Annotated in this window: 27 protein-coding genes; 18 read left to right on the top strand and 9 right to left on the bottom strand. The window is 72.5% G+C overall.

The genetic code is table 11. From position 1 onward, the window contains the following. From IF89_RS0123010 to IF89_RS0122970, 8 genes are all read left to right on the top strand, one after another. Entirely contained in the window at positions 1-291 is a 291-nt protein-coding gene (locus IF89_RS0123010; protein ID WP_030030422.1) for a DUF1416 domain-containing protein, read from the top strand. A gap of 118 nt (positions 292-409) precedes the next feature. After that, positions 410-673 (top strand): DUF3099 domain-containing protein, encoded by a 264-nt coding sequence (locus tag IF89_RS0123005; RefSeq protein WP_030771221.1) that lies wholly within the window; start codon positions 410-412, stop codon positions 671-673. Between the two features lie 114 nt (positions 674-787). After that, the gene (locus tag IF89_RS0123000) at positions 788-1591 is read left to right on the top strand and encodes a hypothetical protein (protein WP_063831329.1); all 804 of its coding nucleotides are present in this window, start codon (positions 788-790) and stop codon (positions 1589-1591) included. Then, the gene (locus tag IF89_RS0122995; RefSeq protein WP_051807473.1) at positions 1588-2478 is read left to right on the top strand and encodes a hypothetical protein; all 891 of its coding nucleotides are present in this window, start codon (positions 1588-1590) and stop codon (positions 2476-2478) included. Before IF89_RS0123000 ends, IF89_RS0122995 begins: the two co-directional genes overlap by 4 nt. Beyond that, a complete protein-coding gene (locus IF89_RS0122990; RefSeq protein ID WP_030771215.1) occupies positions 2475-3368 on the top strand; it encodes a hypothetical protein in 894 nt (297 codons plus the stop codon). Before IF89_RS0122995 ends, IF89_RS0122990 begins: the two co-directional genes overlap by 4 nt. 281 nt (positions 3369-3649) lie before the next feature. Continuing rightward, positions 3650-4222 carry an FABP family protein gene (locus IF89_RS0122980; RefSeq protein WP_030771213.1) on the top strand — a complete coding sequence of 191 codons (573 nt, stop codon included), beginning with the start codon at positions 3650-3652 and terminating at the stop codon, positions 4220-4222. A gap of 80 nt (positions 4223-4302) precedes the next feature. Next, on the top strand, positions 4303-4758 hold the full coding sequence (locus tag IF89_RS0122975; RefSeq protein ID WP_063831328.1) for a Fur family transcriptional regulator: 456 nt from the start codon (positions 4303-4305) through the stop codon (positions 4756-4758). A 21-nt stretch (positions 4759-4779) separates the two neighbouring features. After that, entirely contained in the window at positions 4780-5748 is a 969-nt protein-coding gene (locus IF89_RS0122970; protein WP_030771208.1) for a YgfZ/GcvT domain-containing protein, read from the top strand. Between the two features lie 9 nt (positions 5749-5757). Here the strand turns inward: IF89_RS0122970 and dtd are convergent, their stop codons facing one another. Further along, positions 5758-6183, bottom strand: a complete 426-nt coding sequence (dtd, locus tag IF89_RS0122965) for a D-aminoacyl-tRNA deacylase (RefSeq protein WP_030771205.1) — start codon at positions 6181-6183, stop codon at positions 5758-5760. A gap of 136 nt (positions 6184-6319) precedes the next feature. Here dtd and IF89_RS0122960 point away from each other — a divergent pair, with 136 nt between their 5' ends. The 3 genes from IF89_RS0122960 to IF89_RS0122950 are packed head-to-tail and all read left to right on the top strand — an operon-like array spanning position 6320 to position 8984. After that, positions 6320-6910, top strand: coding sequence for a hypothetical protein (locus IF89_RS0122960; protein ID WP_030771202.1), 591 nt, complete (start codon positions 6320-6322; stop codon positions 6908-6910). Positions 6911-6955: 45 nt separating this feature from the next. Next, positions 6956-8200 (top strand): GNAT family N-acetyltransferase, encoded by a 1245-nt coding sequence (locus tag IF89_RS0122955; RefSeq protein WP_030771200.1) that lies wholly within the window; start codon positions 6956-6958, stop codon positions 8198-8200. A 13-nt stretch (positions 8201-8213) separates the two neighbouring features. Beyond that, positions 8214-8984, top strand: a complete 771-nt coding sequence (locus IF89_RS0122950) for a putative protein N(5)-glutamine methyltransferase (RefSeq protein ID WP_030771198.1) — start codon at positions 8214-8216, stop codon at positions 8982-8984. Between the two features lie 31 nt (positions 8985-9015). Here IF89_RS0122950 and IF89_RS0122945 read toward each other — a convergent pair whose 3' ends face one another. Next, entirely contained in the window at positions 9016-9822 is an 807-nt protein-coding gene (locus tag IF89_RS0122945; RefSeq protein ID WP_051807470.1) for a DUF4328 domain-containing protein, read from the bottom strand. Positions 9823-10056: 234 nt separating this feature from the next. Between IF89_RS0122945 and IF89_RS0122940 the strand changes: the two genes are divergently transcribed. The 3 genes from IF89_RS0122940 to IF89_RS0122930 all read left to right on the top strand — a co-directional run bounded on the left by IF89_RS0122940 (position 10057) and on the right by IF89_RS0122930 (position 11523). Beyond that, positions 10057-10458 (top strand): helix-turn-helix domain-containing protein, encoded by a 402-nt coding sequence (locus IF89_RS0122940; RefSeq protein ID WP_030771193.1) that lies wholly within the window; start codon positions 10057-10059, stop codon positions 10456-10458. A 23-nt stretch (positions 10459-10481) separates the two neighbouring features. Then, complete coding sequence (locus IF89_RS0122935; protein WP_030771191.1) at positions 10482-11039, top strand: hypothetical protein; 558 nt, start codon at positions 10482-10484, stop codon at positions 11037-11039. Between the two features lie 145 nt (positions 11040-11184). Then, positions 11185-11523 carry a DUF2516 family protein gene (locus IF89_RS0122930; RefSeq protein ID WP_030771188.1) on the top strand — a complete coding sequence of 113 codons (339 nt, stop codon included), beginning with the start codon at positions 11185-11187 and terminating at the stop codon, positions 11521-11523. Positions 11524-11561: 38 nt separating this feature from the next. Here IF89_RS0122930 and IF89_RS0122925 read toward each other — a convergent pair whose 3' ends face one another. From IF89_RS0122925 to IF89_RS0122915, 3 genes are all read right to left on the bottom strand, one after another. Continuing rightward, complete coding sequence (locus tag IF89_RS0122925) at positions 11562-12923, bottom strand: PP2C family protein-serine/threonine phosphatase (RefSeq protein ID WP_030771186.1); 1362 nt, start codon at positions 12921-12923, stop codon at positions 11562-11564. A gap of 306 nt (positions 12924-13229) precedes the next feature. Next, complete coding sequence (locus tag IF89_RS0122920) at positions 13230-14270, bottom strand: NlpC/P60 family protein (RefSeq protein ID WP_420706956.1); 1041 nt, start codon at positions 14268-14270, stop codon at positions 13230-13232. A gap of 262 nt (positions 14271-14532) precedes the next feature. Continuing rightward, entirely contained in the window at positions 14533-15360 is an 828-nt protein-coding gene (locus IF89_RS0122915; RefSeq protein ID WP_199820546.1) for a class I SAM-dependent methyltransferase, read from the bottom strand. Between the two features lie 253 nt (positions 15361-15613). Between IF89_RS0122915 and mshA the strand changes: the two genes are divergently transcribed. Then, positions 15614-16999, top strand: coding sequence for a D-inositol-3-phosphate glycosyltransferase (mshA, locus tag IF89_RS0122910; RefSeq protein ID WP_030771179.1), 1386 nt, complete (start codon positions 15614-15616; stop codon positions 16997-16999). Continuing rightward, complete coding sequence (locus tag IF89_RS0122905) at positions 16992-17513, top strand: YbjN domain-containing protein (protein ID WP_030771176.1); 522 nt, start codon at positions 16992-16994, stop codon at positions 17511-17513. The genes mshA and IF89_RS0122905 overlap by 8 nt, the downstream gene beginning before the upstream one ends. Before the next feature lie 36 nt (positions 17514-17549). Here IF89_RS0122905 and IF89_RS0122900 read toward each other — a convergent pair whose 3' ends face one another. Further along, positions 17550-19013, bottom strand: coding sequence for an MDR family MFS transporter (locus IF89_RS0122900; protein WP_078628451.1), 1464 nt, complete (start codon positions 19011-19013; stop codon positions 17550-17552). Between the two features lie 128 nt (positions 19014-19141). Between IF89_RS0122900 and IF89_RS0122895 the strand changes: the two genes are divergently transcribed. After that, positions 19142-19900 (top strand): phosphoglyceromutase, encoded by a 759-nt coding sequence (locus IF89_RS0122895; protein WP_030771167.1) that lies wholly within the window; start codon positions 19142-19144, stop codon positions 19898-19900. Positions 19901-20034: 134 nt separating this feature from the next. On the opposite strand, the gene IF89_RS0122890 is transcribed toward IF89_RS0122895, so the two are convergent. Continuing rightward, a complete protein-coding gene (locus IF89_RS0122890; protein WP_030771164.1) occupies positions 20035-20619 on the bottom strand; it encodes a DUF2867 domain-containing protein in 585 nt (194 codons plus the stop codon). A gap of 107 nt (positions 20620-20726) precedes the next feature. Between IF89_RS0122890 and IF89_RS0122885 the strand changes: the two genes are divergently transcribed. After that, positions 20727-21287 carry a TetR/AcrR family transcriptional regulator gene (locus tag IF89_RS0122885; RefSeq protein ID WP_030771161.1) on the top strand — a complete coding sequence of 187 codons (561 nt, stop codon included), beginning with the start codon at positions 20727-20729 and terminating at the stop codon, positions 21285-21287. Between the two features lie 133 nt (positions 21288-21420). Here IF89_RS0122885 and IF89_RS47055 read toward each other — a convergent pair whose 3' ends face one another. Continuing rightward, positions 21421-21570 carry a hypothetical protein gene (locus IF89_RS47055; RefSeq protein ID WP_199820545.1) on the bottom strand — a complete coding sequence of 50 codons (150 nt, stop codon included), beginning with the start codon at positions 21568-21570 and terminating at the stop codon, positions 21421-21423. 167 nt (positions 21571-21737) lie between these two features. Further along, entirely contained in the window at positions 21738-22415 is a 678-nt protein-coding gene (gene phoU, locus IF89_RS0122875) for a phosphate signaling complex protein PhoU (RefSeq protein ID WP_030771158.1), read from the bottom strand. Positions 22416-22581: the final 166 nt, after the last annotated feature.

Genomic DNA, 22581 nt, shown 5'->3' with positions numbered 1-22581 from the left:
ATGTGTGGAGCACAGATCGGCGGGCCCGACCTCGCGACGCTCAAGCCCGGTGAGACCGCCATCCAGGGCCAGGTGACCAAGGACGGCGAGCCCGTCAGCGGTTATGTGCGGCTGCTGGACTCGACCGGCGAGTTCACCGCCGAGGTCCCGACCTCGGCCACCGGCCAGTTCCGCTTCTACGCCGCCACCGGCTCCTGGACGCTGCGGGCGCTCGTCCCGGGCGCCCAGGCGGACCGTGCCGTCGTGGTCGCCGAGGCCGGCGGTGTGACGGACGTGGCGATCGCGGTCTGAGCACCGCTCAGGTGATCGCCTGATCGAACGGCCGAAGGGCCGCACCCCCGGGGGTTGGACGCCACTGGAACGGGGTGCGGCCCTTCGCGCCGTCCGCGCACGGTCCTACGCTGGAAGCATGTACGCCCGGCGCCGACGCGCCTACTTCCTGATGATGGGCGGATGCCTCGTCCTCTTCGTCTCCGCCTGGTCGTTCGTGCGCCTGTGGTCGGTCGAGGCCGCCGTGGCCCTGTGCGTGGTCGCCATGGTCATCCCGCCCGTCGCAGCCGTGATCGCGAACCGGCGCGGACCGGACGACCGCTGGTGGGACGACCCCTCCGGCGACCCGAAGTCCGACGAGTGGTGGGACGAACTGGACGGAAAACGGCGCCACGAGGACTGAGCGCGCCACGAGACAAGAACGTGATCAGGTTCCGTGCAACTGCTCCACCACCCCGGGGGTCTGGCGTACGCGCGGGTAATCAGCCCGCGCCCGCGTTTTGTGTGGGGGACCCCGTTGGAACACGAACAGACCATCCCTGAGCAGCGGAAAGAGGAGGAGAGCACACCGGAGCCGGACACTTCGGCCAGTCCCGTCCCGCGAGGGCGGCGCGCGCGCCGCACGACGCTCCTGATCGCGGGCGCGGCCCTGCTCGGCGTCCTCGCCGGCACGGCCACCGGCTACGCGGTCCAGTACGACCGCGAGCCCACCCCGCTGCCGCCGCTGGCGCAGCAGACGATGGACGGGCCGAAGCCGGCCGCCGTGAACGACGCGACGAGTCGGCGCTCGATCAACGCCAACCGCTGGCACAAGGCGGACGAGGACCTGGCCAAGAAGCTGGTGCCGGCCCCCGGCGGTGTACAGGACGTCTTCTCCGGCCTGCAGTCCCCGGACGAGTTCTCCATCGACCACTACGAGGACCCGTCCGGTGGTGTCGGCGGCCTCATTGCCGACGGAATCAGGCGCATCGCCGCCGTTCATTGGTCCGTGGACGACCGTGACTTCGTCGAGATCACCCTGCTCCAGTTCCAGAACCGCAAGGGAGCCGAGAGGTTCCAGTCGGGTGTCAACCACTACATGCCCACTCAGAAGTACGCGGGCAACCAGGGCCGGGAGGTGCCGGGTGTTCCTGCGGACTTCGGCAGGCTGTGGATCGACTCCGAAGCCGAGAAGAAGCCCGGCTACCACCCTCTCCGCACGGGCACAGCCGTCGTCCGCCGTGGCGACATCGTCATGCACCTGAAGTACACGAACAACCGCGGCAAGATCGACGAGAAGGCCGTCGCCGAGCTGGCCGAGCGACAGATGGAGCGGCTGTGAGCGAACGGCAGAACGTGCCCGACGCCGTCGGGGACGGCATACCCGGGCCGGCCGCGCCCGCAGAGGGGCCCGCGCCGGAGCCGGCGGCGGACGTGGCCCCCGAGGCCACCGCTTCCGTGCCCCCGCCCGTCCAAGAGGCCGCGCCCGCGCGCAAGGCGAGCCGCAGGACCACACGGCTGGTGGTGGCCGCCCTGGGGGCCGCCGTCCTCGCGGGTGGTGGATTGGGGGCCGCGGCTGCACTCGGCGATGCCGACCGGACCTCGCCCACCCGCTACTGGCTGGCCGCGGACGCGCCCGTGGCTGATCCCGGCGAGGTGCCAGCCGTACCCGGCAGCGAGCTCCAGGGGAAGCTGCTGCCGCTGCCCAAGGACTACTGGCTCGGCCCAGACATCGACGAGGAGGGCAACAATTACTTCATTCCGGGCGAGCGGGCGCTGCAGATCGTCAAGGAGGACCGCACGGGCCTCTCAGGCGAAGAGCGCGCGGAGCGCGACAAGGCCCTCGCCGGCTTGAAGCTCAAGGGGGTGGCCGGGCGTAGCTACGCCCGGCGTCACGGTGCCGGTGCGTCGGTGGTCGAGATACAGCTCATGCAGGCGGATCCGCAGCAGCTCGCCCAGTTCGGCGAATTCGCCGCGAAGATCGTCTCGCTCGTCGACCGCGACGGGAAGGCGCCCAAGGTGGACGGCTTCCCGGACGCCAAGTGCATGCTGAGCCCGCTCGTCCGGCAGAAGGACGAGAAGATCGACGCCCTCGACTGCCTGGCGGTCCAGGGCGACGTGCTGGTGAGCTTCCGGGTGTACGGGTCCGGCGACTTCCTGCCCAATGACGCAGCGGGCCTGTTCAAGGAACAGCTGGACCGCCTCAAGTCCCCCGGAGAGGCCGCGTGAGCGAGCAGAACGCCATCGACGTGACCCCCGCCGCCGAGGCTGCGCTCGAGGAGGGGCCGGCGCCCGGCCCCCGGTCGGCTCCGGAGGCACCGCCCAAGGACCGCCGCCGACTGTTCGCCGCCCTGCGGTGGACCGCCTGCGTCGCCGTCTTCGCCGTCGTCGCCGCGGGAACGGCCTACGGGATCACCCGGCCCGAGCGCACCGACCTCCCCGGCCTGTCCACCGAGAGCGACGGCCGCTGGACGTACCCGGCGCTCTCCAAGCCCGCGCTGCCCGCCGGCGCCCCCTTGGCCCAGGGTCCGGACAACAAGGACGAGACGCACTACGCGGTGCTCTCGGGCCTGCTCCTGCCCGCCCCCGAGGGGGCGAGGACCGACGACACGTTCAAGGTGGACAAGGACTGGGCGGTGCCGGTCGACGCCTTCCTGCAGGAGTACACGCCCGAGTCCCGCGAGGAGCTGAAGCAGCAGCTCGAATGGGACGGGCTGCGGCAGATCATCGGTCGCGGCTGGACGATGGCGGACGGCACGCGCACCCGTGTGTACTTGCTGCGCTTCCACGCGTCGGGCTTCGTGGACGCCTTCAGGGGATGCACGTTCAACGCGCCGCTGGAGGGCGTATCGGCCCTGGACCTGGACGACGTCTGGAACAAGGCCAAGAACACGCAGGCGAGCAGCCTGCCGATGGGGTTCCCCGGGTCGGGCGTGATCGGTGAGCGCGAGGTCACCGTGTTCCAGGAGGTCCCGCCCGTCCTCGGCGACGAGCAGACCAAGGTCGGCTGCCTCCAGGCGGGTGACGTCCTCGGCATGGTCGTCCAGTCCCGCAAGGGAGAAGTGGCCCCCATTCCCTTCCACCAGACCGTGCTGCTGCAGGGCCAGCTGCTGAGCTGACCGCCGCGGCCCCCTGCCGGGGCGGGCCGTACGGCCCACCTCGCAGCGTGCGCCGGTCCCCGGGCCAGTAGGCTTGGGGACCGGCCCCGTACAGCCCCGAAACGATTCCGAGGAGCACCCCGTGCTTGAGGCAGTCTTCACCTCCCTGCTGGTCCTGGTCTGCGTCGGCGTCATGGCCTTCACCGGCCTGGCCGTCAAGAAGCTGTACCAGGGTCAGCGCTGAGCACCGGCTCGGCCGACCGCCCCGGAACCCCTCCCACAGATCGCCTGAGCAGCCACACATGATCCAGATCCCGTCCGACCTGAACCCGCGCCTCGTCCCCCTCGCCTTCCTCCTCGGCAACTGGGAGGGCGCGGGAGTCTTCGACTTCCCCGGTGAGGAGAAGTGCAACTTCGGCCAGGAAGTCGTCTTCAGCCACGACGGCCGGGACTTCCTGGAGTACACCTCCCGTACCTGGGTCCTCGACGCCGAGGGCAAAAAGGTGCGGCCGCTGGAATCCGAGTCCGGTTACTGGCGCATCGACGAGGACCGCAAGGTCGAGATCGTCATGGTCCGCGACCAGGGCGTCGTCGAGGTCTGGTACGGCGAGCTCGCCGACGGCAAGCCCCAGATCGACCTGGTCACCGACGCGGTCGCCCGTACTGCGGCCTCCGGCCCCTACAGCGGCGGCAAGCGGCTCTACGGCTACGTCAAGAGCGACCTGATGTGGGTCGGCGAGAAGGCCACCCCGGACGTCGAGCTCCGCGCGTACATGTCGGCGCAGCTCAAGAAGGTCGTCACCCCCGAGGAGGTCGCCGAGATGGCGCGCAACCTCCCGGACATGCCGGACGACGGCATCGCCTTCTTCCGCTGAGCGGAAACCTCCCCCAGGCCGTGCACGAAAGGGGACCGCGGGCTCGACCGCGGTCCCCTTCGCACACATACACTGGCGGGGTGGTGAGCACCGAAGGAACCCCGGGCACCGACTGGAAGGCCGACCTGCGCCGGCGCGGGTACCGGCTGACGCCGCAGCGCCAGCTCGTTCTGGAAGCCGTGGACGCGCTGGAGCACGCCACGCCGGACGAGATCCTCGCGGAAGTGCGCAAGACGGCTTCCGGCGTCAACATCTCCACCGTCTACCGGACGCTGGAGCTCCTGGAGGAGCTCGGCCTGGTCTCCCACGCCCACCTCGGGCACGGGGCCCCCACCTACCACCTGGCCGACCGGCACCACCACATCCACCTGGTCTGCCGCGACTGCGCCGACGTCATCGAGGCGGACGTCGACATCGCCGCCGACTTCACCGCGAAGCTCCGTACCACCTTCGGTTTCGAGACCGACATGAAGCACTTCGCGATCTTCGGACTGTGCAAGAAGTGCGCCGCCGAGCGGCGTACGGCCACCCCCTAGCAGGGTCGTAGGCTTGGTCGCATGACCAGCAGCCCCTTGCTCCATCTTCCCGGCGCCGTCCCGGCCGAAGGCCGCGACGAGGGCGTCGCCGCCCACTACGGCGAGCTGTACGGCGAACAGCGTGCGCTCGCGGACGGCCGCGGCTTCGTCGACCTCTCGCACCGGGGGGTCGTCTCCGTCACCGGGCCCGAGCGGCTCAGCTGGCTCCACCTGCTGATCACCCAGCACGTCACCGAGCTGCCGGCCGGGCAGGCCACCGAGGCGCTGATCCTTTCGGCGAACGGCCACATCGAGCACGCGCTCTACCTCGTCGACGACGGCGAGACGACGTGGGCGCACGTGGAGCCCGGCACCCAGGGCGACCTGATCGGCTACCTGGAGTCGATGAAGTTCTTCTACCGCGTCGAAGTCACCGACCGCACCCAGGAGTTCGCGGTCGTGCACCTGCCGGCCGGCTCCATCGCCGAGATCGCGAAGGATCTCGTCGTACGGGAGACCGCGTACGGACGGGACGTCTTCGTGCCCCGCGCCGAGCTGGAGGCCTTCGCCGCCGCGCACGGACCGGCCGCCGGCCTCCTGGCCTACGAGGCCCTGCGGGTCGAGGGGCACCGGCCCCGGGTCGGCCTGGAGACCGACCACCGCACCATCCCGCACGAGCTGGGCTGGATCGGCACCGCCGTGCACCTGCAGAAGGGCTGCTACCGCGGCCAGGAGACGGTCGCCCGCGTACACAACCTGGGCAAGCCCCCGCGCCGCCTGGTCTTCCTGCACCTGGACGGCTCCGAGGTCGTCCTCCCGGCCCACGGCGCCCCCGTCCGGCTCGCCGCGGACGGCGAGGAGGGACGCCAGCTGGGCTTCGTGACCACCGCCGTCCGCCACCACGAACTGGGCCCCATCGCCCTCGCCCTGGTCAAGCGGAACGTCCCGGTCGATGCGCCGCTGCTCGTGGGCGGCACGGCCGCCGCCCAGGAGGTCGTCGTCGCCCCCTGACGCCCGGGCCTACACGTCGACGACGATGGTGAACGGGCCGTGGTTGGTCAGCGACACCCGCATGTCCGCCCCGAACCGGCCCGTCGCCACCGTCGCGCCGAGCGCGCGCAGCTGTGCCACGACCTCGTCCACGAGCGGCTCGGCGACCGGCCCGGGCGCCGCCGCGTTCCACGTGGGGCGCCGCCCCTTGCGGGCGTCGCCGTACAGCGTGAACTGGGAGATCACCAGCAGCGGAGCGCCGTTGTCGCTGCAGGACTTCTCGCCCTCCAGGATCCGCACGGACCACAGCTTGCGCGCCAGCAGCGCCGCCTTCTCCGGCGTGTCGTCGTGGGTCACCCCCACCAGCACGCACAGCCCCTCGCCGACGATCTCGCCCACGGTCTCGCCACCGACGACGACGCTCGCGCCGTCCACCCTCTGCACCACAGCTCGCATACCACCTGTGTACCAGCCGTGCACCCGTCCGGGGCCGATCGGGTGGAGTGGGACTGCACCGGGGCCACGGAGAGTGGCACGATGCACGCAGGCGGTGCGGGTGCGCCGCACCGGTCGAGGGGACGGACTCGTTCGCATGAATACTTCTGGTACCTCCGTACCTGCATCACCCTCTTCCGTCGCGACTGCCGCGGTACGACCGCCCGCGCAGCGCACGGCCGAGACGCAGGAGCAGGGGCCCGCGGCGGCGGCGCCGGCCGCGACCGGGCTCGGGCTGCCCGAGCTGCGGGCGCTGCGCCGCGACGCCCAGCGCGACGAGGCCGATCTGAGCTACGTGCGCAGGCTGCTGCAGGGCCGCATCGACATCCTGCGCGCCGAACTCGCCCGGCGGACCGACCCCGAGGCGCCGGTGGTGGACCGGCTCTCGGTGATCCTCACCGACGCCCCCTCCAGCCGCAGCGCCTCCGCGCGGCACGTCACGCTCGGCACCCCGCACAGCGAGGAGTACCGGATCCTGGCGGCGGAGATGCTCGCCGACGTCGAGCTGTCGGACCTCCAGGCCCGCACGGACGGCGAACTGCACGACGGGATGGCCCGGTTGGTGGGCTACGAGCAGCAGGTCTCCCGGCGCCGGCAGCAGCTCCAGCGCACGGTCGACGAGTGCAGTGCGGAGATCACCCGGCGCTACCGGGAAGGGGAGGCGCAGGTGGACGACCTGCTCGCCTAGAAAATGCGGCGACCCGCGCCGCGCGGGCGATTAGCGTGGGCCGCTATGAGTGCTGACGTCCGGCCGATCGCCGAATCCGAGCTCCACGACTGGCTGCGCGCCGTTCACACCGGCTTCCTGACCGCGACCCGGGTGACGGACTCCGATGTCGCCCAGCGTGCCAAGTACAACGACCTCGCCCGCACCCAGGGCGCGTTCGACGCCGACACCGGCCGCTGTGTGGGAGCCTTCCGCTCCTTCGCCCAGGAGTTGACCGTGCCCGGTGGCGCGGCCGTCCCCGCCACCGCGATCTCCAATGTGGTCGTGCTGCCCACGCACCGGCGGCAGGGTCTGCTGACCCGCATGATGCAGGCCGAGTTCACCGCGGCCGCCGCGCGCGGCGACGTGCTGGCGACGCTGATCGCCGCCGAGTACCCGATCTACGGGCGGTACGGCTTCGGGCCCGCCACCTCCCTCGTGGAGTGGGAGATCGACGTACCGCGCACCGGGCTGGACCGGCGGCTGTCGGCACCCGTGGACGGCGGGCGGATCGAGCTGGTGGACGCGGCCGACTTCCGGCGGCTCGGCCCCGGGCTGCACGAGGCGCTGCGCGCGGCCGTGCCGGGGGCGGTGAACCGGGACGAGCGCTGGTGGAACGTGGTGACCGGCCTGGAGGAGATGTCGCACCGGCCCTACAAGGACAAGTTCCACGCCGTGTACCGGACGGCGCAGGGCGAGGTGGCCGGCGCGGCCGTCTACACCGCCGACGACCACTGGACGGACGCGAAGGTGCCGCATAACACCGTGCAGGTCCACGACCTGCTGGCGCTCACCCCGCAGGCGGAGCGGGCGCTGTGGCAGTTCCTGTGCTCCATCGACTGGGTGCAGAAGGTCCGCACCGGTCACCGGGCACCTGACGACCTCCTCCCGCAGCTGCTGCCCGACCCGCGGTCGGCACGGGTCGTCACCGCCGCGGACTTCCTGTGGGTGCGGGTGCTGGACGTCGTACGGGCGCTGGGTGCGCGGACGTACGAGGTGCCGGGGGTCCTCGTCCTGGAGGTCGCGGACGAGGCGGGTCCGGCGGGCGGGCGCTACCGGCTGGACGCGGGGGCGGGCGGGTGCGAGCGCACGCAGGAGCCGGCCGACCTGCGCCTGGACGTGTCCGCGCTGGGATCCCTGTATCTGGGTGACGCGTCCGCGGTGCGGCTGGCCGCGCTGGGCCGGCTGACGCAGGAGCGGCCGGGCGCGGTGGCGCTGGCGGACGCGGTGTTCCGCACCGCGCGCCGTCCGTGGTGTCCGGACGTTTTCTGAGACGAGGACCGACATGATGACGTCACTGGTGGAATCCCTGCGCGCGGCCGGATGCGTCTTCGCGGAGGAGGAGGCGGAACTGCTGCGTGGCGCCGCCCGGGACGACGCGCACCTGGTGGAGCTGCTGGCCCGCCGGGTGGGCGGTGAACCGCTCGAACACGTCGTGGGCTGGGCGGAGTTCTGCGGACTGCGCGTGCATGTGGGTGCGGGGGCCTTCGTGCCGCGCCGGCGCACCGAGTTCCTGGTGCAGGAGGCGGTGGCGCTGACCCGGCCGGGTGCGGTGGTGCTGGACCTGTGCTGCGGGGTCGGCGCGCTGGGCGCGGCGGTGGCGGCGCAGTCGCCGGGCGGTGTGGAGCTGCACGCCGCGGACATCGACCCGGCGGCGCTGGCGTACGCGCGGCGCAATGTGGCCCCGTACGGCGGCCGGGTGTGGGAGGGCGATCTGTACGCGGCGCTGCCGGCCGGGCTGCGCGGCCGGGTGGACGTACTGGTGGTCAACGCGCCGTACGTGCCTACGGAGGAGATCGCCCTCATGCCGTCGGAGGCGCGCCGGCACGAGCCGCTGGTCTCGCTGGACGGTGGGGCGGACGGCCTGGACGTCCACCGCCGGGTGGCGGCGGGTGCTCCGGCCTGGCTGGCGCGGGGCGGTCGGCTGCTGATCGAGACGAGCGCCCGGCAGGCTCCGTCGACGGCGTCGGCGCTGACCTCGGCGGGCCTGTCGGTGCGCGCGGTCACCTGCGAGGAGCGGCACGCGACGGTGGTGATCGCCACGGCGGCAGCCTGACCCTCGGTTGCGGCGCCCGGCGGCGCCGCCGTCAGGCGCGCGCGTACGGGCCCTCGGCCGCCATCGTGTTCTGCATCGCCGTCAGCCTGCGGACGAAGAGGACGGCGAGCACCCCGGCGACCGCGGTGGCCAGGTCCGAGGCGATCCCGAGCCTGCCCGCCGCGAGCAGCTCGTCCACCGTGTCGGCGTCCGCGTAGATCCGGCCGAAGACGCGGCCCACGATCGTGGAGAGGACCCAGACCACCCACCAGGACGTCAGCAGCGCCGCGGGCGCCGGGCGGTCGGAGCCGTCGGGCCCGAGCTGGGTGCTGGCCCGCCAGGTCTGCCGGGCGACCTGGTAGGGCAGGACGAAGTGCGCCACGGGGATGAACCAGCCACCGATGGCCCAGCCCTTGCCGAGGGTGAAGGCGTCGGGGCGGAAGACGCCGCCGTTGGTGCGCACGCGGTGGAACCAGATGATGAACACGACGACGGTGGGCAGCACCGTGAGCAGCTGGAGCAGCCCGGCGAGGACGGTGAGCGCGGGGGACAGGCCGAGTTCGAGGTCGTCGAAGTGGGTGTCCCCGGAGAAGCCCCGCAACCACGACTGCTCGTAGGCGCCGGCGCCGGCGGAGAAGAGGTGCACCGCGGCCGAGGCGCCGAGCAGCCAGGTCAGCGCCGTCGCGAGCCCCTTCGGGGAGCGCAGCACGTCATGGGGCACCGGCGCCGCATACACGGGCCCGCCGGGGTAGGGGGCCTGGTGGGGGCCCCGGTACGGCGCCGGGCCGGCCTGCGGGTACGGCTGCGGACCGGCCGGCGGCTGCGGAGGCGGCGGTGAGCCGGGCGCGGTGAAGGACATGACGGTGGACCCCCCGGGGAAACGGATGACCTGCGGACGGCCCCACCGGTCGTGCGGGGGCCCGCCAAGATCGTGCCCGGTGAAGATATGCCGGTCACCGCCCGGAGTCCAGGCAGTTTTCCCAGGTCAGAACGGGCCGGAGCGGGACAGCGGCGCCCGCTGCGGCCTGCGGCACCGGGAGATGTTGCAAGCATCTGCTTGCAAAAGTTAGCGGGGTCCGGCAGGATCGGCGGCATGGCATCGCTCAACGTCGGGAATCTCGGCGAATACCTCCGCGAGCAGCGGCGGCAGGCGCAGCTCTCGCTGCGGCAGCTCGCCGACGCGGCGGGGGTGTCGAATCCGTACCTGAGCCAGATCGAGCGCGGGCTGCGCAAGCCGAGCGCGGACATCCTCCAGCAGCTGGCCAAGGCGCTGCGGATCTCCGCGGAGACGCTGTACGTGCAGGCCGGGATCCTCGACGAGCGGGACCGCGACGAGGTGGAGACGCGAGCCGTCATACTCGCCGACCCGTCCATCAACGAGCGGCAGAAGCAGGTGCTGCTCCAGATCTACGAGTCGTTCCGCAAGGAGAACGCCCTCGACGCGCCCGCAGTTCCTGACGCCCCCTCCGACGAGATGCCGTCGAAGACCGACTGAAGTTGATCCGGGAGGACCAGCACATGGCCATCGCCGATGACCTGAAGAAGACCCTCACCGACCCCACTCCCCTCTACTTCGCCGCCGGCACCGCCGATCTCGCCGTCCAGCAGGCGAAGAAGGTTCCGGAGCTCATCGAGCAGCTGCGCGCCGAGGCCCCCGCGCGCATCGAGGCCGTGAAGAACACGGACCCGAAGGTTGTGCAGGACGCCGTGACCGCCAAGGTCGCCGAGGTGTTCGGCGCGATCGACCCGAAGAAGATCGGGGAGACCGCCCAGGACCTGGCGCTGCGCGGTGTCGGCGTGGCCGCCGAGTACGCGGTGCGCGCGAAGGAGACCTACGACAAGGTCGCCGAGCACGGTGAGCAGGCCGTGCGGGCCTGGCGCGGCGGGGTCTCCGAGGAGATCGTCGACATCGCGGTCGTCGTCGAGCCGCGGCCCGAGCCGAAGTCCGAGCCGGAGGCGGCCGCCGAGCCGTCGGCCGAGGCCTCGGCCGACGAGCAGTCCACCGCGAAGAAGCCGGCCGCGCGCCGGGGCGGCGGGGCCAAGAAGGCCGCCGTCAGCGCGGACGACGCGAGCTGAGCACCCCGCCCGCATGGGCGTACGGCGGGCCGGGCACCCTTCAGGGGCCCGGCCCGTTGGGGTGGATGCAGGGGCGTGTGCCGGTAGCGTGGTGTGAGGCGGCACCCGAAGTGCGAAGCGCGAGCAGAAGAAGGCGGTCGGAGCGATGCTGATGGACGGGTTCGATCAAGGCGTGATCCCGCTGCTCGGGCTCGCCATGCTGGTGCTCGCCGTGGTGGCCTTCGGATTCGCGCTGCTGGCGCGGGACGACGCGTACCGGGCGGCCGACAAGCAGAGCAAGACCTTCTGGCTGGTCATCCTCGGCATCACCGTGCTCGTGGACGCCTTCCTGGGGCTGCTGTTCCTCCAGATCGCCGGTCTGGTGGCGACCATCGTGTTCTTCGTGGACGTCCGGCCGGCCCTCAAGCAGGTCTCGGGTGGCGGCCGCCGCAGCGGTGGCAGCAGCAGCGACGGCCCGTACGGCCCCTACAACGGCGGCCGGTAGCCGGTAGCCGGTGAGGCGTCCGCCCGGTCTCGGGCGGATCAGCCCTCGGAACGGGAGAGCAGGACCACGGCCACGTCGTCGGTGAGCTCGCCGCCGTTGAGGCGGCGCGCCTCGGTCACGGAGGCCTCCAGCAGCCCCTCACCGCTCAGACCCAGGTCCAGGTGCCGGTTGATCATCTCCACCATGCCGTCCTGGCCCAGGCGTTCCCTGCCCTCGCCGATCCGCCCCTCGATGAGGCCGTCGGTGTAGAGCATCAGGCTCCAGGTGCCGCCGAGCTCGACCTGCCGGCGCGGCCAGCGGGCCCGGGGCAGCAGGCCGAGGGCGGGGCCGCTGTTCTCGTACGGGAGCAGCCGCGCACGGCGGCCCGGCCGGGAGATCAGCGGGGCCGGATGTCCGGCCAGGCACAGGCCCGCGCGGCGGCCGTCCGGGGCGATGTCGACGGTGCACAGCGTCGCGAAGATCTCCTCGCAGGGGCGCTCCACCTCCAGCACTTCCTGGAGCGTGGCCAGCAGGTCGTCCCCGCAGAGGCCCGCCAGGGTCAGGGCGCGCCAGGCGATGCGCAGCTCGACGCCGAGGGCGGCCTCGTCGGGGCCGTGGCCGCAGACGTCGCCGATCATGGCGTGGACGGTGCCGTCGGGCGTGCGGACGGTGTCGTAGAAGTCCCCGCCGAGGAGGGCCCGGCTGCGGCCGGGGCGGTAGCGGGCGGCGAAGCGCAGATCGGAGCCGTCGAGGAGCGGGGTGGGGAGCAGGCCGCGCTCCAGGCGGGCGTTCTCCTGGGCGCGCAGTTTCGATTCTGCAAGTTTGTACTGGGCTATGTCGGCCCGTTTTCTCTCCACGGCGTAGCGGATGGCGCGGCTCAGCAGCCGTCCGTCCAGCTCGTCGCGGAAGAGGAAGTCCTGGGCCCCGACACGGACGGCCTCGGCCGCGCGCTCGGCGTCGTCCTCGTCGGTGAGGACGAGGACGGCGTGGCGCGGGGCCAGGCGCAGCACCTGGTGCAGGACGGCGAGCTGCGGATCGGCGGTGGCGGTGGCCGTGCCGGGCGCGCCGGTCGGCACGGCCGGGGCGGCCGTGGCGGTGGCGGACGGGACGCGGCTGCCGGCGCGGGGCAGCGACAGGTCGAGCAGGATGCAGGCCACGTCGGGGGTGAGGAGCCGCTCGGCCTCGGTGAGGTTGCGGGCGGTACGGAGCCGGATGCGGTGGCCGTCGGCGTCGAGGATCTCCGGGACGGTGAGCCCGCCGGCGGGGTCGTCCTCGATGACCAGGAGGGTCAGGGCGGTGGTCTGAGGGGTCGCCTGCGTGACGCCGGCACCTGTGGAGCCAGGCGGTGCGGCGGTGTGCAGAACGGCCTGACCGCTCTCCGTGGCGGAGGTCTCCCTCTGCCGCGGTACGGGTACGGGCATCGTTTCCGGTTCCTTCCCTCCCCCCGAGGGTGCTCGTCCGGCAGACCCTAGCGGTCCCTGCCCCGCGAACGGAATGCCGTTCTTGGCGCGGGCCTCCGTCATATGCCGTCATCACGGGGGAAAATCGGCCTCACCGGATGACGAAGCTCACGGCCGCGCCGCGTTCCGTCCCGCCCCACGAGACGTCCCCCACACCGCCGGGGTTGCCACCGGCCGCTCGCCGTCCGTCACCGGGCGCCCGTCACCGGCGGCCCGTCCGGAGCGTTTCGGGCGGCACGGACGGTTGCGCGTGCCGTCCGGATGGGGTCACGCGTCCGGGCGGACCACTGCCTTGATCGGCATGGAGCCGGCGCCCGCCATGGTCACGTCGCGGCCGGGGCGGGGGGCGTGGACCATCGCGCCGTCACCCACGTACATGCCGACGTGGCTGGCGTCGTCGAAGTAGATGATCAGGTCGCCCGGCCGCATGTCCTTCAGCGCGATCTTCGGCAGCAGCCGCAGCTGCTCCTGCGACGTGCGCGGGATGCCGCGCCCGGCAGCGCGCCAGGCCTGGGAGGTCAGCCCGGAGCAGTCGAAGGAGTCCGGGCCGACGGCGCCCCACTTGTACGGCTTCCCTATCTGCGCCGTCGCGAACTGCACGGCCCGCTTGCCGGCGTCCGTGGCCTTGCCGTTGACGTCCTTCATCGCGCCCGACGACAGCCACGCCGTCTGCGCCCGGTACTGCGCTTCCTGCTCCAGCTGGATCAGCCGGGCCTTCTCCTCGGCCTCCAGTTTGCTCTCCAGCTCCTCCGCGGCCTTGATCTTCGCCTCGATCTGCTTCTTGGACTCCTCCTGCTTGACCCGGTTCTCCTCCAGCTTCTTCCAGCGCTCGCTCGCCTCCTCCGCGTAGCGCTGCAAGTCCGTCTGGGTACGGTCCAGTTCGGACAGGAGGTTGGAGGCAGCCTTCTCGCCCTGCCGCAACCGGTCCGCCCCGTCGAGGAACTGGTTCGGGTCGTCGCTCAACGCCAGCCGGGCGCCCGGCGGCAGGCCGCCCGCGCGGTACTGCGCGCGGGCCGCGGCGCCGGCACGGCTCTTCAGGGTCGCGATCCGCTCCTTGCCGGCGACGATCAGGTTGGCGATTTCGACGATCTTCTCCGACTGGGCCTTGGTCTCGGCCTCCGCGAGGTTGTACGCGTCCGTCGCGCTGCCCGCCTGCCGGTAGAGCTCGTCGATGTCCTTGCGGACCTGCTCCAGGGACTTGCCGCCCGGATCGGGCAGCGGCGCCGCCGGAGCCCCGGGCGCTGCCGGGGCTGCCGGAGCCGCATACGCCGTGCCCGTCGCGAGGCCCGGTGCCGTCAGCACCGCCATCGCGCACAGCAGCACGAGAGAGCCTGTGCCTCGCCGTCGCCCAACCGACCCCATGGTCCCCCCAGGCACCCGAGTCAGACCTCGTATCAGATCTGACTATTCATCAGTAACTTCGCACCGTCACCGGGATGGTGCCACGAGTCGTCGAAATCCGACACCCTTGTGGATGCCGTTTCGATCTTGTCTGCCCCAACGGACCCCGAGCCCTGCCCCTCACGGATCAACGGCCCGCCCCGATCGCCGGTTCCCCCGCGGTCCGCTCTCACCCCACCGGGCGCAACGCCTCCCAGCGCAGCGTCAGTTCCCCCTGCCGCCACCGCCCGGGCCCGTCCGCCAGCGGCCAGTGCGCGGACAGCGCCCGCGCCGTGCGGATCCAGCGCTGCCGCGCCCCGTACGAGGCGTACGGAGCCGCCGCCGCCCACGCCCGGTCGAAGTCGCGCAGGAACGCGTACACCGGCTCACCCGGCACGTTGCGGTGGATCAGCGCCTTCGGCAGCCGCTCCGCCAGGTCCGAGGGACGCTCCAGCGAGCCCAGCCGCGTCGCGAACGTCACCGTGCGCGGCCCCTCGGGACCGAGCGCCACCCACACGTGCCGCCGCCCGATCTCGTCGCAGGTCCCCTCCACCAGCAGCCCGCCCGGCGCCAGCCGCGCGCACAGCCGCGCCCACACCTCCGTGACCTGCTCCTCGTCGTACTGGCGCAGGACGTTCGCCGCGCGGATCAGCATCGGGCGCTCCCCGCCCTCCAGCGGGACCTCGAAGCCGCCGTGCCGGAAGCTGAGCCCCTCGCGCTCGTACGGCTTCGCCCCCGCGACCCGCGCGGGCTCGATCTCGATACCGACCACCCGCACCCGCGGCGCCGCGTCCCGCAGCCGCGCCAGCAGTTCCACCGCCGTCCAGGGCGCGGCCCCGTACCCGAGGTCCACCGCCACCGGTTCCGCCGCCCGCCGCAGCGCGGCGCCGTGGGAGGCGGCGATCCAGCGGTCCATCCGGCGCAACCGGTTCGGATTCGTCGTCCCGCGCGTCACCGAACCCACAGGACGGCCGGCGGCGCGGCCGGGTGACGGGGACGGGGTACTGCGGGAGGCCATGGGGCGAGGGTAAGCGGAGTGCCCCCGCGCGGTGAAAAGGGCCCGGCGCACCCCCGCGGACCGCGCGGCGTCCGGGAAACACGAAGAAACCCGAGGAACGCGCAGGAAAAGCGGCCGTCCCGGAATGCGGGGGACGGCCATCCGGGTTGCACTCCTTGCAGGGCGCCCCACGCGCCCTCGCAGCCATGCCGTCCGTCCGTCCTGCCGTCCGAGCGTCGCGCGCGCACCGTCCGAGCCGAGAGGAAGCGCTTCCTTGAGCCAGTACGTGTCCCGCCTCGGCGGCAGCCTCAGCGGGCGCCTCGCCGCCGCCCGCGCCGCCACCCGCCACGAACCGCCCCGGCTGCGCCTGCCGGCCGTCGGCCACCACCGCAAGCCGCGCCGGGTGGCCATGCTCAGCGTGCACACCTCACCCCTGCACCAGCCCGGCACCGGCGACGCCGGGGGGATGAACGTCTACATCGTGGAACTGGCCCGCCGTCTGGCCGCGATCAACATCGAGGTCGAGGTCTTCACCCGGGCCACCACCGGCGGGCTGCCCCCCGTCGTCGAGCTGGCCCCCGGCGTCCTGGTGCGGCACGTGGACGCCGGCCCCTACGAAGGCCTCGCCAAGGAGGAGCTCCCGGCCCAGCTGTGCGCCTTCACCCACGGCGTGATGCAGGCCTGGGCCGGCCACCGCCCGGGGTACTACGACCTCGTCCACTCCCACTACTGGCTCTCCGGGCACGTCGGCTGGCTCGCCGCCCAGCGCTGGGGCGTGCCCCTCGTCCACGCCATGCACACCATGGCCAAGGTCAAGAACGCCGCCCTGGCCGAGGGGGACACCCCCGAGCCCGCGGCCCGCGTCATAGGCGAGACGCAGATCGTCTCCGCCGCCGACCGGCTCATCGCCAACACCGCCGAAGAGGCCGACGAACTCGTGCGGTACTACGAGGCCGACCCCGCCAAGGTGGCCGTCGTCCACCCCGGCGTGAACCTCGACCGCTTCACCGTCGGCGACGGCCGGGCCGCCGCCCGCGCCCGCCTCGGCCTCCCGCAGGACGCCGTCATACCCCTCTTCGCCGGGCGCATCCAGCCGCTGAAGGCCCCCGACATCCTGCTGCGTGCCGTCGCCGTCCTCGTCGACCGCGACCCCTCGCTGCGCCGCCGCCTCTTCGTGCCCGTCGTCGGCGGCCCCAGCGGCAGCGGCCTCGCCAAGCCGGAAGGCCTGCAGAAGCTCGCCGCGAAACTCGGCATCGCCGACCTCGTGCACTTCCACCCGCCCGTCGCGCAGGACGGGCTCGCGGACTGGTTCCGGGCGGCGTCCGTGCTGGTCATGCCGTCCTACAGCGAGTCCTTCGGGCTCGTCGCCATAGAAGCCCAGGCGGCGGGCACCCCGGTGCTGGCCGCCGAGGTCGGCGGACTGCCCGTCGCCGTCGACGACGGCGTCACGGGGATCCTCGTACCCGGCCACGACCCGGCGGACTACGCGCGGCAGCTGCGCCGCTTCGTCGACGAGCCCGGGCTCGCGGACCGGATGGGCGCCGCGGCGGCGCGGCACGCGCAGTTCTTCGGCTGGGACACGGCGGCCGCCGGCACGGCCGACGTGTACACGGCGGCGATGCACGACCACCGCCGTCGCGTACGCTCCCACCATGGCTGACACCGCCGAGATCATCGAGAGCGCGCTCGCCGGAGCGGAACTGAGCTGGGAGAGCCCCCAGCCGGGCACCTACGTCGTCCAGCTTCCCGGCACGCGCAAGCTGAGCACCACCTGCTCGATCCGGGTCGGCCGGCACTCGCTGTCGGTCAACGCCTTCGTGATCCGCCACCCCGACGAGAACGAGGCGGGCGTCCACCGCTGGCTGCTGGAGCGCAATCTCAAGCTGTACGGGATGGCGTACGCGGTGGACCGCCTCGGCGACATCTACCTCACCGCCCGCCTGCCGCTGTCGGTCGTCACTCCGGAGGAGCTGGACCGGCTGCTCGGCACGGTGCTGGAGGCGGCGGACGGCTCCTTCAACACCCTGCTGGAGCTGGGTTTCGCGAGCTCGATCCGGCGCGAGTACGAGTGGCGGGTCTCGCGCGGTGAGCCGACCTTCAACCTCGACGCCTTCAAGCACCTGACGCGCCCCCAGGACGGGCCGGCGCAGGACCCTGCCGACCCGTCCGACTGACGGCGCGGGGAGGGCCGCCGGCCGAGAGCGGCGCGCTCAGACCGATCCCACCGGGTCCGCGCAGGGGAGCGGCCCGGCGGCCGCGGGGGCCCTGCCCGCCGGGGCGGTGACCGCGGGCTCGCGTGCTGCCGACGGCTCGGGAGTCGCCGACGCCTCGCATCCTGCCGACGGCTCGGGAGTCGCCGACGGCTCGTGGGCGGCCGGCTCTCGCGCCGCCTTCCGGTCGGTGTTCCCACCGCCGGCTGCGCCCGGGCCCGTACCCCGGTCTCCCGATGCAAGGTCCCGCATGAGCAGCCAGTAGCCGGCCGCCGCCACCGTGCCGAGCGCACCCGTGGCCGCCCACAGCCAGCCGGCGCCCCAGCGGTCGATCACGAAGCCCGCCATCAGCGGCGCCACCAGCGCGGCCACCGCCCAGGACATCGAGTAGACGCCCTGGTAGCGCCCGCGCCCGTGCACCGGCGAGAGCCGTACGACCAGGGTCATCTGTGTCGGCGAGTTCACGATCTCGGCGAGCGTCCACACGCACACCGTCAGCGCGTACGCCCACACCGGCCCGGCGAAGGCCGTCAGCGCGAAGCCGTAACCGGCCAGCAGTGCCGAGACGACCAGCAGCTTCTGCGGGTCGCGGTGTTCGATGAAACGGGTGACGGGGATCTGCAGCACCACGATCAGCAGCCCGTTCACGGCGATGACCAGCCCGTAGTCCCCGGGCGAGAACCCGGCGGCGCCCATTGCGACCGGCAGGCCGACCGACCCCTGCGTGAAGATCAGCGAGATCAGGAACGACAGTCCGACCACGCCCATGAACCGCCCGTCGCGCAGCACGGTCCCGAGCCCGACCGCCGCCCCCGCACCGGACGCGGCAGTGGCACCCGCGGTGCCCGATGCGCCCGGCCCGCCGCCCTCCGGCCGGGACTCGGGCAGCTTGACGTACACCAGCACCGCGCACACCAGCGTGAGGGCCGCCTCGCCGAGGAATCCGGCCAGGTAGCTGTACTCGGCGATCAGGCCCGCGGCGGTGGCGCTCACGGCGAAGCCGAGGTTGATGGCCCAGTAGTTGAGCGCGAAGGCCCGTACGCGGTCCTCGGGGCGGACGATGTCCGCCATCATCGCGGCGACCGCCGGGCGGGAGGCGTTCGAGGTCGTGCCGACCAGCAGCGCCACCGCCGCAATGGCCGCCGGGTGCTGCATGAAGCCCAGCAGCGCCACCGACAAGGCGGTCGAGGCCTGGGCGGCCAGCAGGGTGGGGCGCCGCCCCAGCCGGTCGGTCATCACACCCGCGACCAGCGAGGACACCACGCCGCCCAGCCCGTGGAGGGCGACGACGAGGCCCGCGAAGGAGGCGGAGTAGCCCCGGTCCAGCGTCAGGTACAAGGTCATGAAGGTGGCGACGAAGGCCCCGAGGCGGTTCACGAGCGTGCTCGTCCACAGCCACCAGAACGCCGGGGGCAGCCCCGAGACGCTCTCCCGGGCGGCCCGTCTCAGACTGGCAGCGGACATACGGAATCCCCCCGAGGTGTAAGCGTCGCCATGCCGGTGGGCACGTTACGAGGGTGGGGGCTCCGGGCGCCACCCAATTGACCCGAGCCGTCAATCGACACCCTGGCGCGTCCATTAGGCTCGTACGCATGGCCGACGCACCGTACAAGCTGATCCTCCTCCGCCACGGCGAGAGCGAATGGAACGCGAAGAACCTGTTCACCGGCTGGGTGGACGTCAACCTCACCGAGAAGGGCGAGAAGGAGGCGGTCCGGGGCGGTGAGCTGCTGAAGGACGCCGGCCTGCTGCCCGACGTTCTGCACACCTCCCTCCAGAAGCGCGCCATCCGCACCGCGCAGCTCGCCCTGGAGGCGGCGGACCGCCACTGGATCCCGGTGCACCGCTCCTGGCGCCTGAACGAGCGCCACTACGGCGCGCTGCAGGGCAAGGACAAGGCGCAGACCCTCGCGGAGTTCGGCGAGGAGCAGTTCATGCTGTGGCGCCGCTCCTACGACACCCCGCCGCCGGTGCTGGAGGACGGTACGGAGTTCTCGCAGTCCGAGGACGCGCGGTACGCGTCGATCCCGAACGAGCTGCGTCCGCGCACCGAGTGCCTCAAGGACGTCGTCGAGCGCATGCTGCCGTACTGGTACGACGGCATCGTCCCGGACCTGCTGGCGGGCCGCACGGTCCTGGTCGCCGCGCACGGCAACTCGCTGCGCGGCCTGGTCAAGCACCTGGACAGCATCTCGGACGAGGACATCACGGGCCTGAACATCCCGACCGGCATCCCGCTCGTCTACGAGCTGGACGCCGACTTCAAGCCCCTCAACCCGGGCGGCACCTACCTGGACCCGGCCGCCGCCGCGGCCGCCATCGAGGCCGTCAAGAACCAGGGCAAGAAGTAACGAACAGCGCGAGCAAGCCCCCGACCTGCACATGTGCTGCGGGTCGGGGGCTTTTCCGTGCGTCCCGGGGCCGCGACAGCGCCGACTGGTCGTCGACGTCTTCGGCCATCACGGCAACCGGTAGCCGGCGGAGGTCATCGGGCGGTGTTCGCGCGCCACTCGTTGCCGATGGAGCGGAGCAGCGCCGGGTAGACGCCCGCGTACCGGAAGGGCTTGATGGCCAGCATGTAGGCGGCGCCCAGCAGGCCGTTCGGCTTGACCAGGACGGCCATCTGGCCGCGGTGGCCGCCGTTGCCGTCCGGGACCCAGCCGATGTGCATCACGCCGTGCATGGTCTTGTTGGCCATCTCCGCCGCCCACTCGTCGTGCGTCTGGTAGACGGACGTGAACGGGGCGGCGGTGAGGTCCGGCCCGCGCTCGCCGTCGCGGAGGTCCGCCGGCAGCCGGTCACGGAGGGTCGGCACCCGCGAGCGGAGGCCGTCGGCGGGCTTGTCCCAGCCGAGCAGTGCCCCGAGCTTCCAGCGGATCGCGAAGAGAGCCCGCCCCACGGGGGAGGGGACGGGGTCGCCGGAGCCCCTGGCGAACTGACGGACCAGCCGCGCGAGGTCGTCCGGCCCGCCGGGCGTCGGTAGGGCCCACACGTCTTCGACCCGGAAGTCCGGCGCGATCTCGTGGATGCGCCAGGGACGGGAGGTGTGAGCGGTGCTGGGGAGTCTCATGAGGCGTGCCCCTATCTATACGATGCCGTATAGATCGAGGCTAGTACCCTTCTATACGGCACCGTATATAAGGGGGTCGGAAATGGTCCCTACGAGGAGGACGCACCATGGGCGCGACCCGCACCCCGCGCGGCAAATGGATCGAGGAGGGGCTGCGGGCCCTGGCCGCCGGGGGGCCGGACGCCGTGCGCGTCGAGTCCCTGGCGCAGGCGCTCGGCGTCAGCAAAGGCGGCTTCTACGGCTACTTCGGCAGCCGGGCCGCGCTGCTCGCCGAGATGCTCGACACGTGGGAACGCGAGGTCAGCGAGGCGGTGATCGAACTCGTGGAGAGCGGCGGAGGAGACGCCCGGGCCCGGCTGGACCGGCTGTTCACGATCGTCGCCTCGTACGAGGAGGGGCCCGTGGTCGGCGTCGACGCGGACCTCGCGATCCGCGACTGGGCCCGGCGCGACGAGGCCGTCGCCGAGCGGCTGCGCCGTGCGGACAGCCGGCGCATGGAGTACCTGCGCTCCCTGTACCGCGCCTTCTGCGAGGACGAGGACGACGTCGAGGTCCGGTCCCTGATCACCTTCTCCCTGCGGATCGGCTCCCACTTCATCGCCGCCGACCACGGCGGCCGCAGCCGCGCGGAGGTCATGCAGCTGACCCGGAACTGGCTCCTGCGGTAGGAGCAGCGGCCGTGGCGCACCGACGCCGGGGCGCCGGGGGACGGGGACCGACAAAGGCCCCCCGCCGGCGGGCTGTCCGCGGGCAGGGGGCCTCTCGTCGTACCGGGTGCGGTGCCGAGCCGGGTGGACCCGGTCAGCCTCCGCACTGGCAGGGGGCACCGGACTGGCAGCCGCAACCGCAGCCGGAGCCGCAGCCGCAGGCCGCGAGCAGCGGAAGCCGCAGCGGCTCGGGCTTCTGCGGCTGCTCCTGCTCCGGGGTGATGGGGACGGGGGAATCGGGCATGGTTCCTCCTCGGCGAGGCGGTGCCCCGCGGCGTACGGGGCTTCGTGCGACGGCCGCCTCGCCCTCATTCATGCCCAGCTCCACCGGCGCGTCAACGGCGCACGGAAGCTCGCCACGGCCCGCCCTACGGCGTCCTGCCCGCCGTACGGCCTGCCCGCCCGGCTGCGTCAGGCGCCCTCGATCGGGGTCGGATGCTGCAGCTCGTCCGCGTGCTCACCCGTCACCAGGTAGACCACGCGCTTGGCCACCGACACCGCGTGGTCCGCGAAGCGCTCGTAGTAGCGGCCGAGCAGCGTCACGTCCACCGCCGTCTCGATGCCGTGCTTCCAGCGGTCGTCCATCAGGTGCTGGAACAGTGTGCGGTGCAGCTGGTCCATCTCGTCGTCGTCCTGCTCCAGCTGGAGCGCCAGGTCCACGTCCTTCGTGATGATGACCTCGGCCGCCTTCGCCATCAGGCGCTGCGCCAGCTGCCCCATCTCCAGGATCGTGGCGTGCAGGTCCCGCGGCACGGCACGGTCCGGGAAGCGCAGCCGGGCGAGCTTCGCCACGTGCTGGGCCAGGTCGCCGCTGCGCTCCAGGTCGGCGCTCATGCGCAGCGACGTCACGACGATCCGCAGGTCGGTGGCGACCGGCTGCTGGCGGGCCAGCAGCGCGATGGCGCGCGCCTCCAGGTCGTGCTGGAGGTCGTCGACCTTCTGGTCGGCGGCGATGACGCTCTCGGCGAGCTTGAGGTCGGCATCGAGCATGGACGTCGTGGCCCGCCCGATCGCGGAACCGACGAGCCGGGCCATCTCGACCAGGCTCTCTCCGATCGAGTCCAGTTCCTCGTGGTACGCGTCGCGCATGTCTCGTGTCCCTCTCTCGACCTTCTACTGCTGACTGCGGTGCTGCCCGGGGCGGGCCGGGGGGTCGCCTGCGCCCCACGGTGACACGGTGGGCCGCCAACGCGTCCGACTCCGGCACCACAAGTGAATCAACCCCGTCCCCAGGGTGAACTCTGGGCGACGACTG

The sequence above is a fragment of the Streptomyces sp. NRRL F-2664 genome (genome assembly GCF_000719345.1).
Taxonomy (GTDB): domain Bacteria; phylum Actinomycetota; class Actinomycetes; order Streptomycetales; family Streptomycetaceae; genus Streptomyces.
Note: the sequence above shows the minus strand (reverse complement) of the source record. Positions and strands in the feature narration are given on the sequence as shown.

Bases quoted from the DNA above. Each gene is read 5' to 3' on its own strand.
- IF89_RS0122890 (WP_030771164.1), bottom strand. From the start codon at position 20,619: ATGAGACTCCCCAGCACCGCTCACACCTCCCGTCCCTGGCGCATCCAC.
- dtd (WP_030771205.1), bottom strand. From the start codon at position 6,183: ATGCGAGCTGTGGTGCAGAGGGTGGACGGCGCGAGCGTCGTCGTCGGT.
- IF89_RS0122885 (WP_030771161.1), top strand. From the start codon at position 20,727: ATGGGCGCGACCCGCACCCCGCGCGGCAAATGGATCGAGGAGGGGCTG.
- IF89_RS0122930 (WP_030771188.1), top strand. From the start codon at position 11,185: ATGCTGATGGACGGGTTCGATCAAGGCGTGATCCCGCTGCTCGGGCTC.
- IF89_RS0122940 (WP_030771193.1), top strand. From the start codon at position 10,057: ATGGCATCGCTCAACGTCGGGAATCTCGGCGAATACCTCCGCGAGCAG.
- IF89_RS0122900 (WP_078628451.1), bottom strand. From the start codon at position 19,013: ATGTCCGCTGCCAGTCTGAGACGGGCCGCCCGGGAGAGCGTCTCGGGG.
- IF89_RS0122915 (WP_199820546.1), bottom strand. From the start codon at position 15,360: ATGGCCTCCCGCAGTACCCCGTCCCCGTCACCCGGCCGCGCCGCCGGC.
- IF89_RS0122895 (WP_030771167.1), top strand. From the start codon at position 19,142: ATGGCCGACGCACCGTACAAGCTGATCCTCCTCCGCCACGGCGAGAGC.
- IF89_RS0122905 (WP_030771176.1), top strand. From the start codon at position 16,992: ATGGCTGACACCGCCGAGATCATCGAGAGCGCGCTCGCCGGAGCGGAA.
- IF89_RS0122925 (WP_030771186.1), bottom strand. From the start codon at position 12,923: ATGCCCGTACCCGTACCGCGGCAGAGGGAGACCTCCGCCACGGAGAGC.
- IF89_RS0123010 (WP_030030422.1), top strand. From the start codon at position 1: ATGTGTGGAGCACAGATCGGCGGGCCCGACCTCGCGACGCTCAAGCCC.
- IF89_RS0122970 (WP_030771208.1), top strand. From the start codon at position 4,780: ATGACCAGCAGCCCCTTGCTCCATCTTCCCGGCGCCGTCCCGGCCGAA.
- IF89_RS0122955 (WP_030771200.1), top strand. From the start codon at position 6,956: ATGAGTGCTGACGTCCGGCCGATCGCCGAATCCGAGCTCCACGACTGG.
- IF89_RS0122935 (WP_030771191.1), top strand. From the start codon at position 10,482: ATGGCCATCGCCGATGACCTGAAGAAGACCCTCACCGACCCCACTCCC.
- phoU (WP_030771158.1), bottom strand. From the start codon at position 22,415: ATGCGCGACGCGTACCACGAGGAACTGGACTCGATCGGAGAGAGCCTG.
- IF89_RS0122945 (WP_051807470.1), bottom strand. From the start codon at position 9,822: ATGTCCTTCACCGCGCCCGGCTCACCGCCGCCTCCGCAGCCGCCGGCC.
- IF89_RS0122920 (WP_420706956.1), bottom strand. From the start codon at position 14,270: ATGGCGGTGCTGACGGCACCGGGCCTCGCGACGGGCACGGCGTATGCG.
- IF89_RS0122980 (WP_030771213.1), top strand. From the start codon at position 3,650: ATGATCCAGATCCCGTCCGACCTGAACCCGCGCCTCGTCCCCCTCGCC.
- IF89_RS47055 (WP_199820545.1), bottom strand. From the start codon at position 21,570: ATGCCCGATTCCCCCGTCCCCATCACCCCGGAGCAGGAGCAGCCGCAG.
- IF89_RS0122950 (WP_030771198.1), top strand. From the start codon at position 8,214: ATGATGACGTCACTGGTGGAATCCCTGCGCGCGGCCGGATGCGTCTTC.
- IF89_RS0122960 (WP_030771202.1), top strand. From the start codon at position 6,320: ATGAATACTTCTGGTACCTCCGTACCTGCATCACCCTCTTCCGTCGCG.
- IF89_RS0123005 (WP_030771221.1), top strand. From the start codon at position 410: ATGTACGCCCGGCGCCGACGCGCCTACTTCCTGATGATGGGCGGATGC.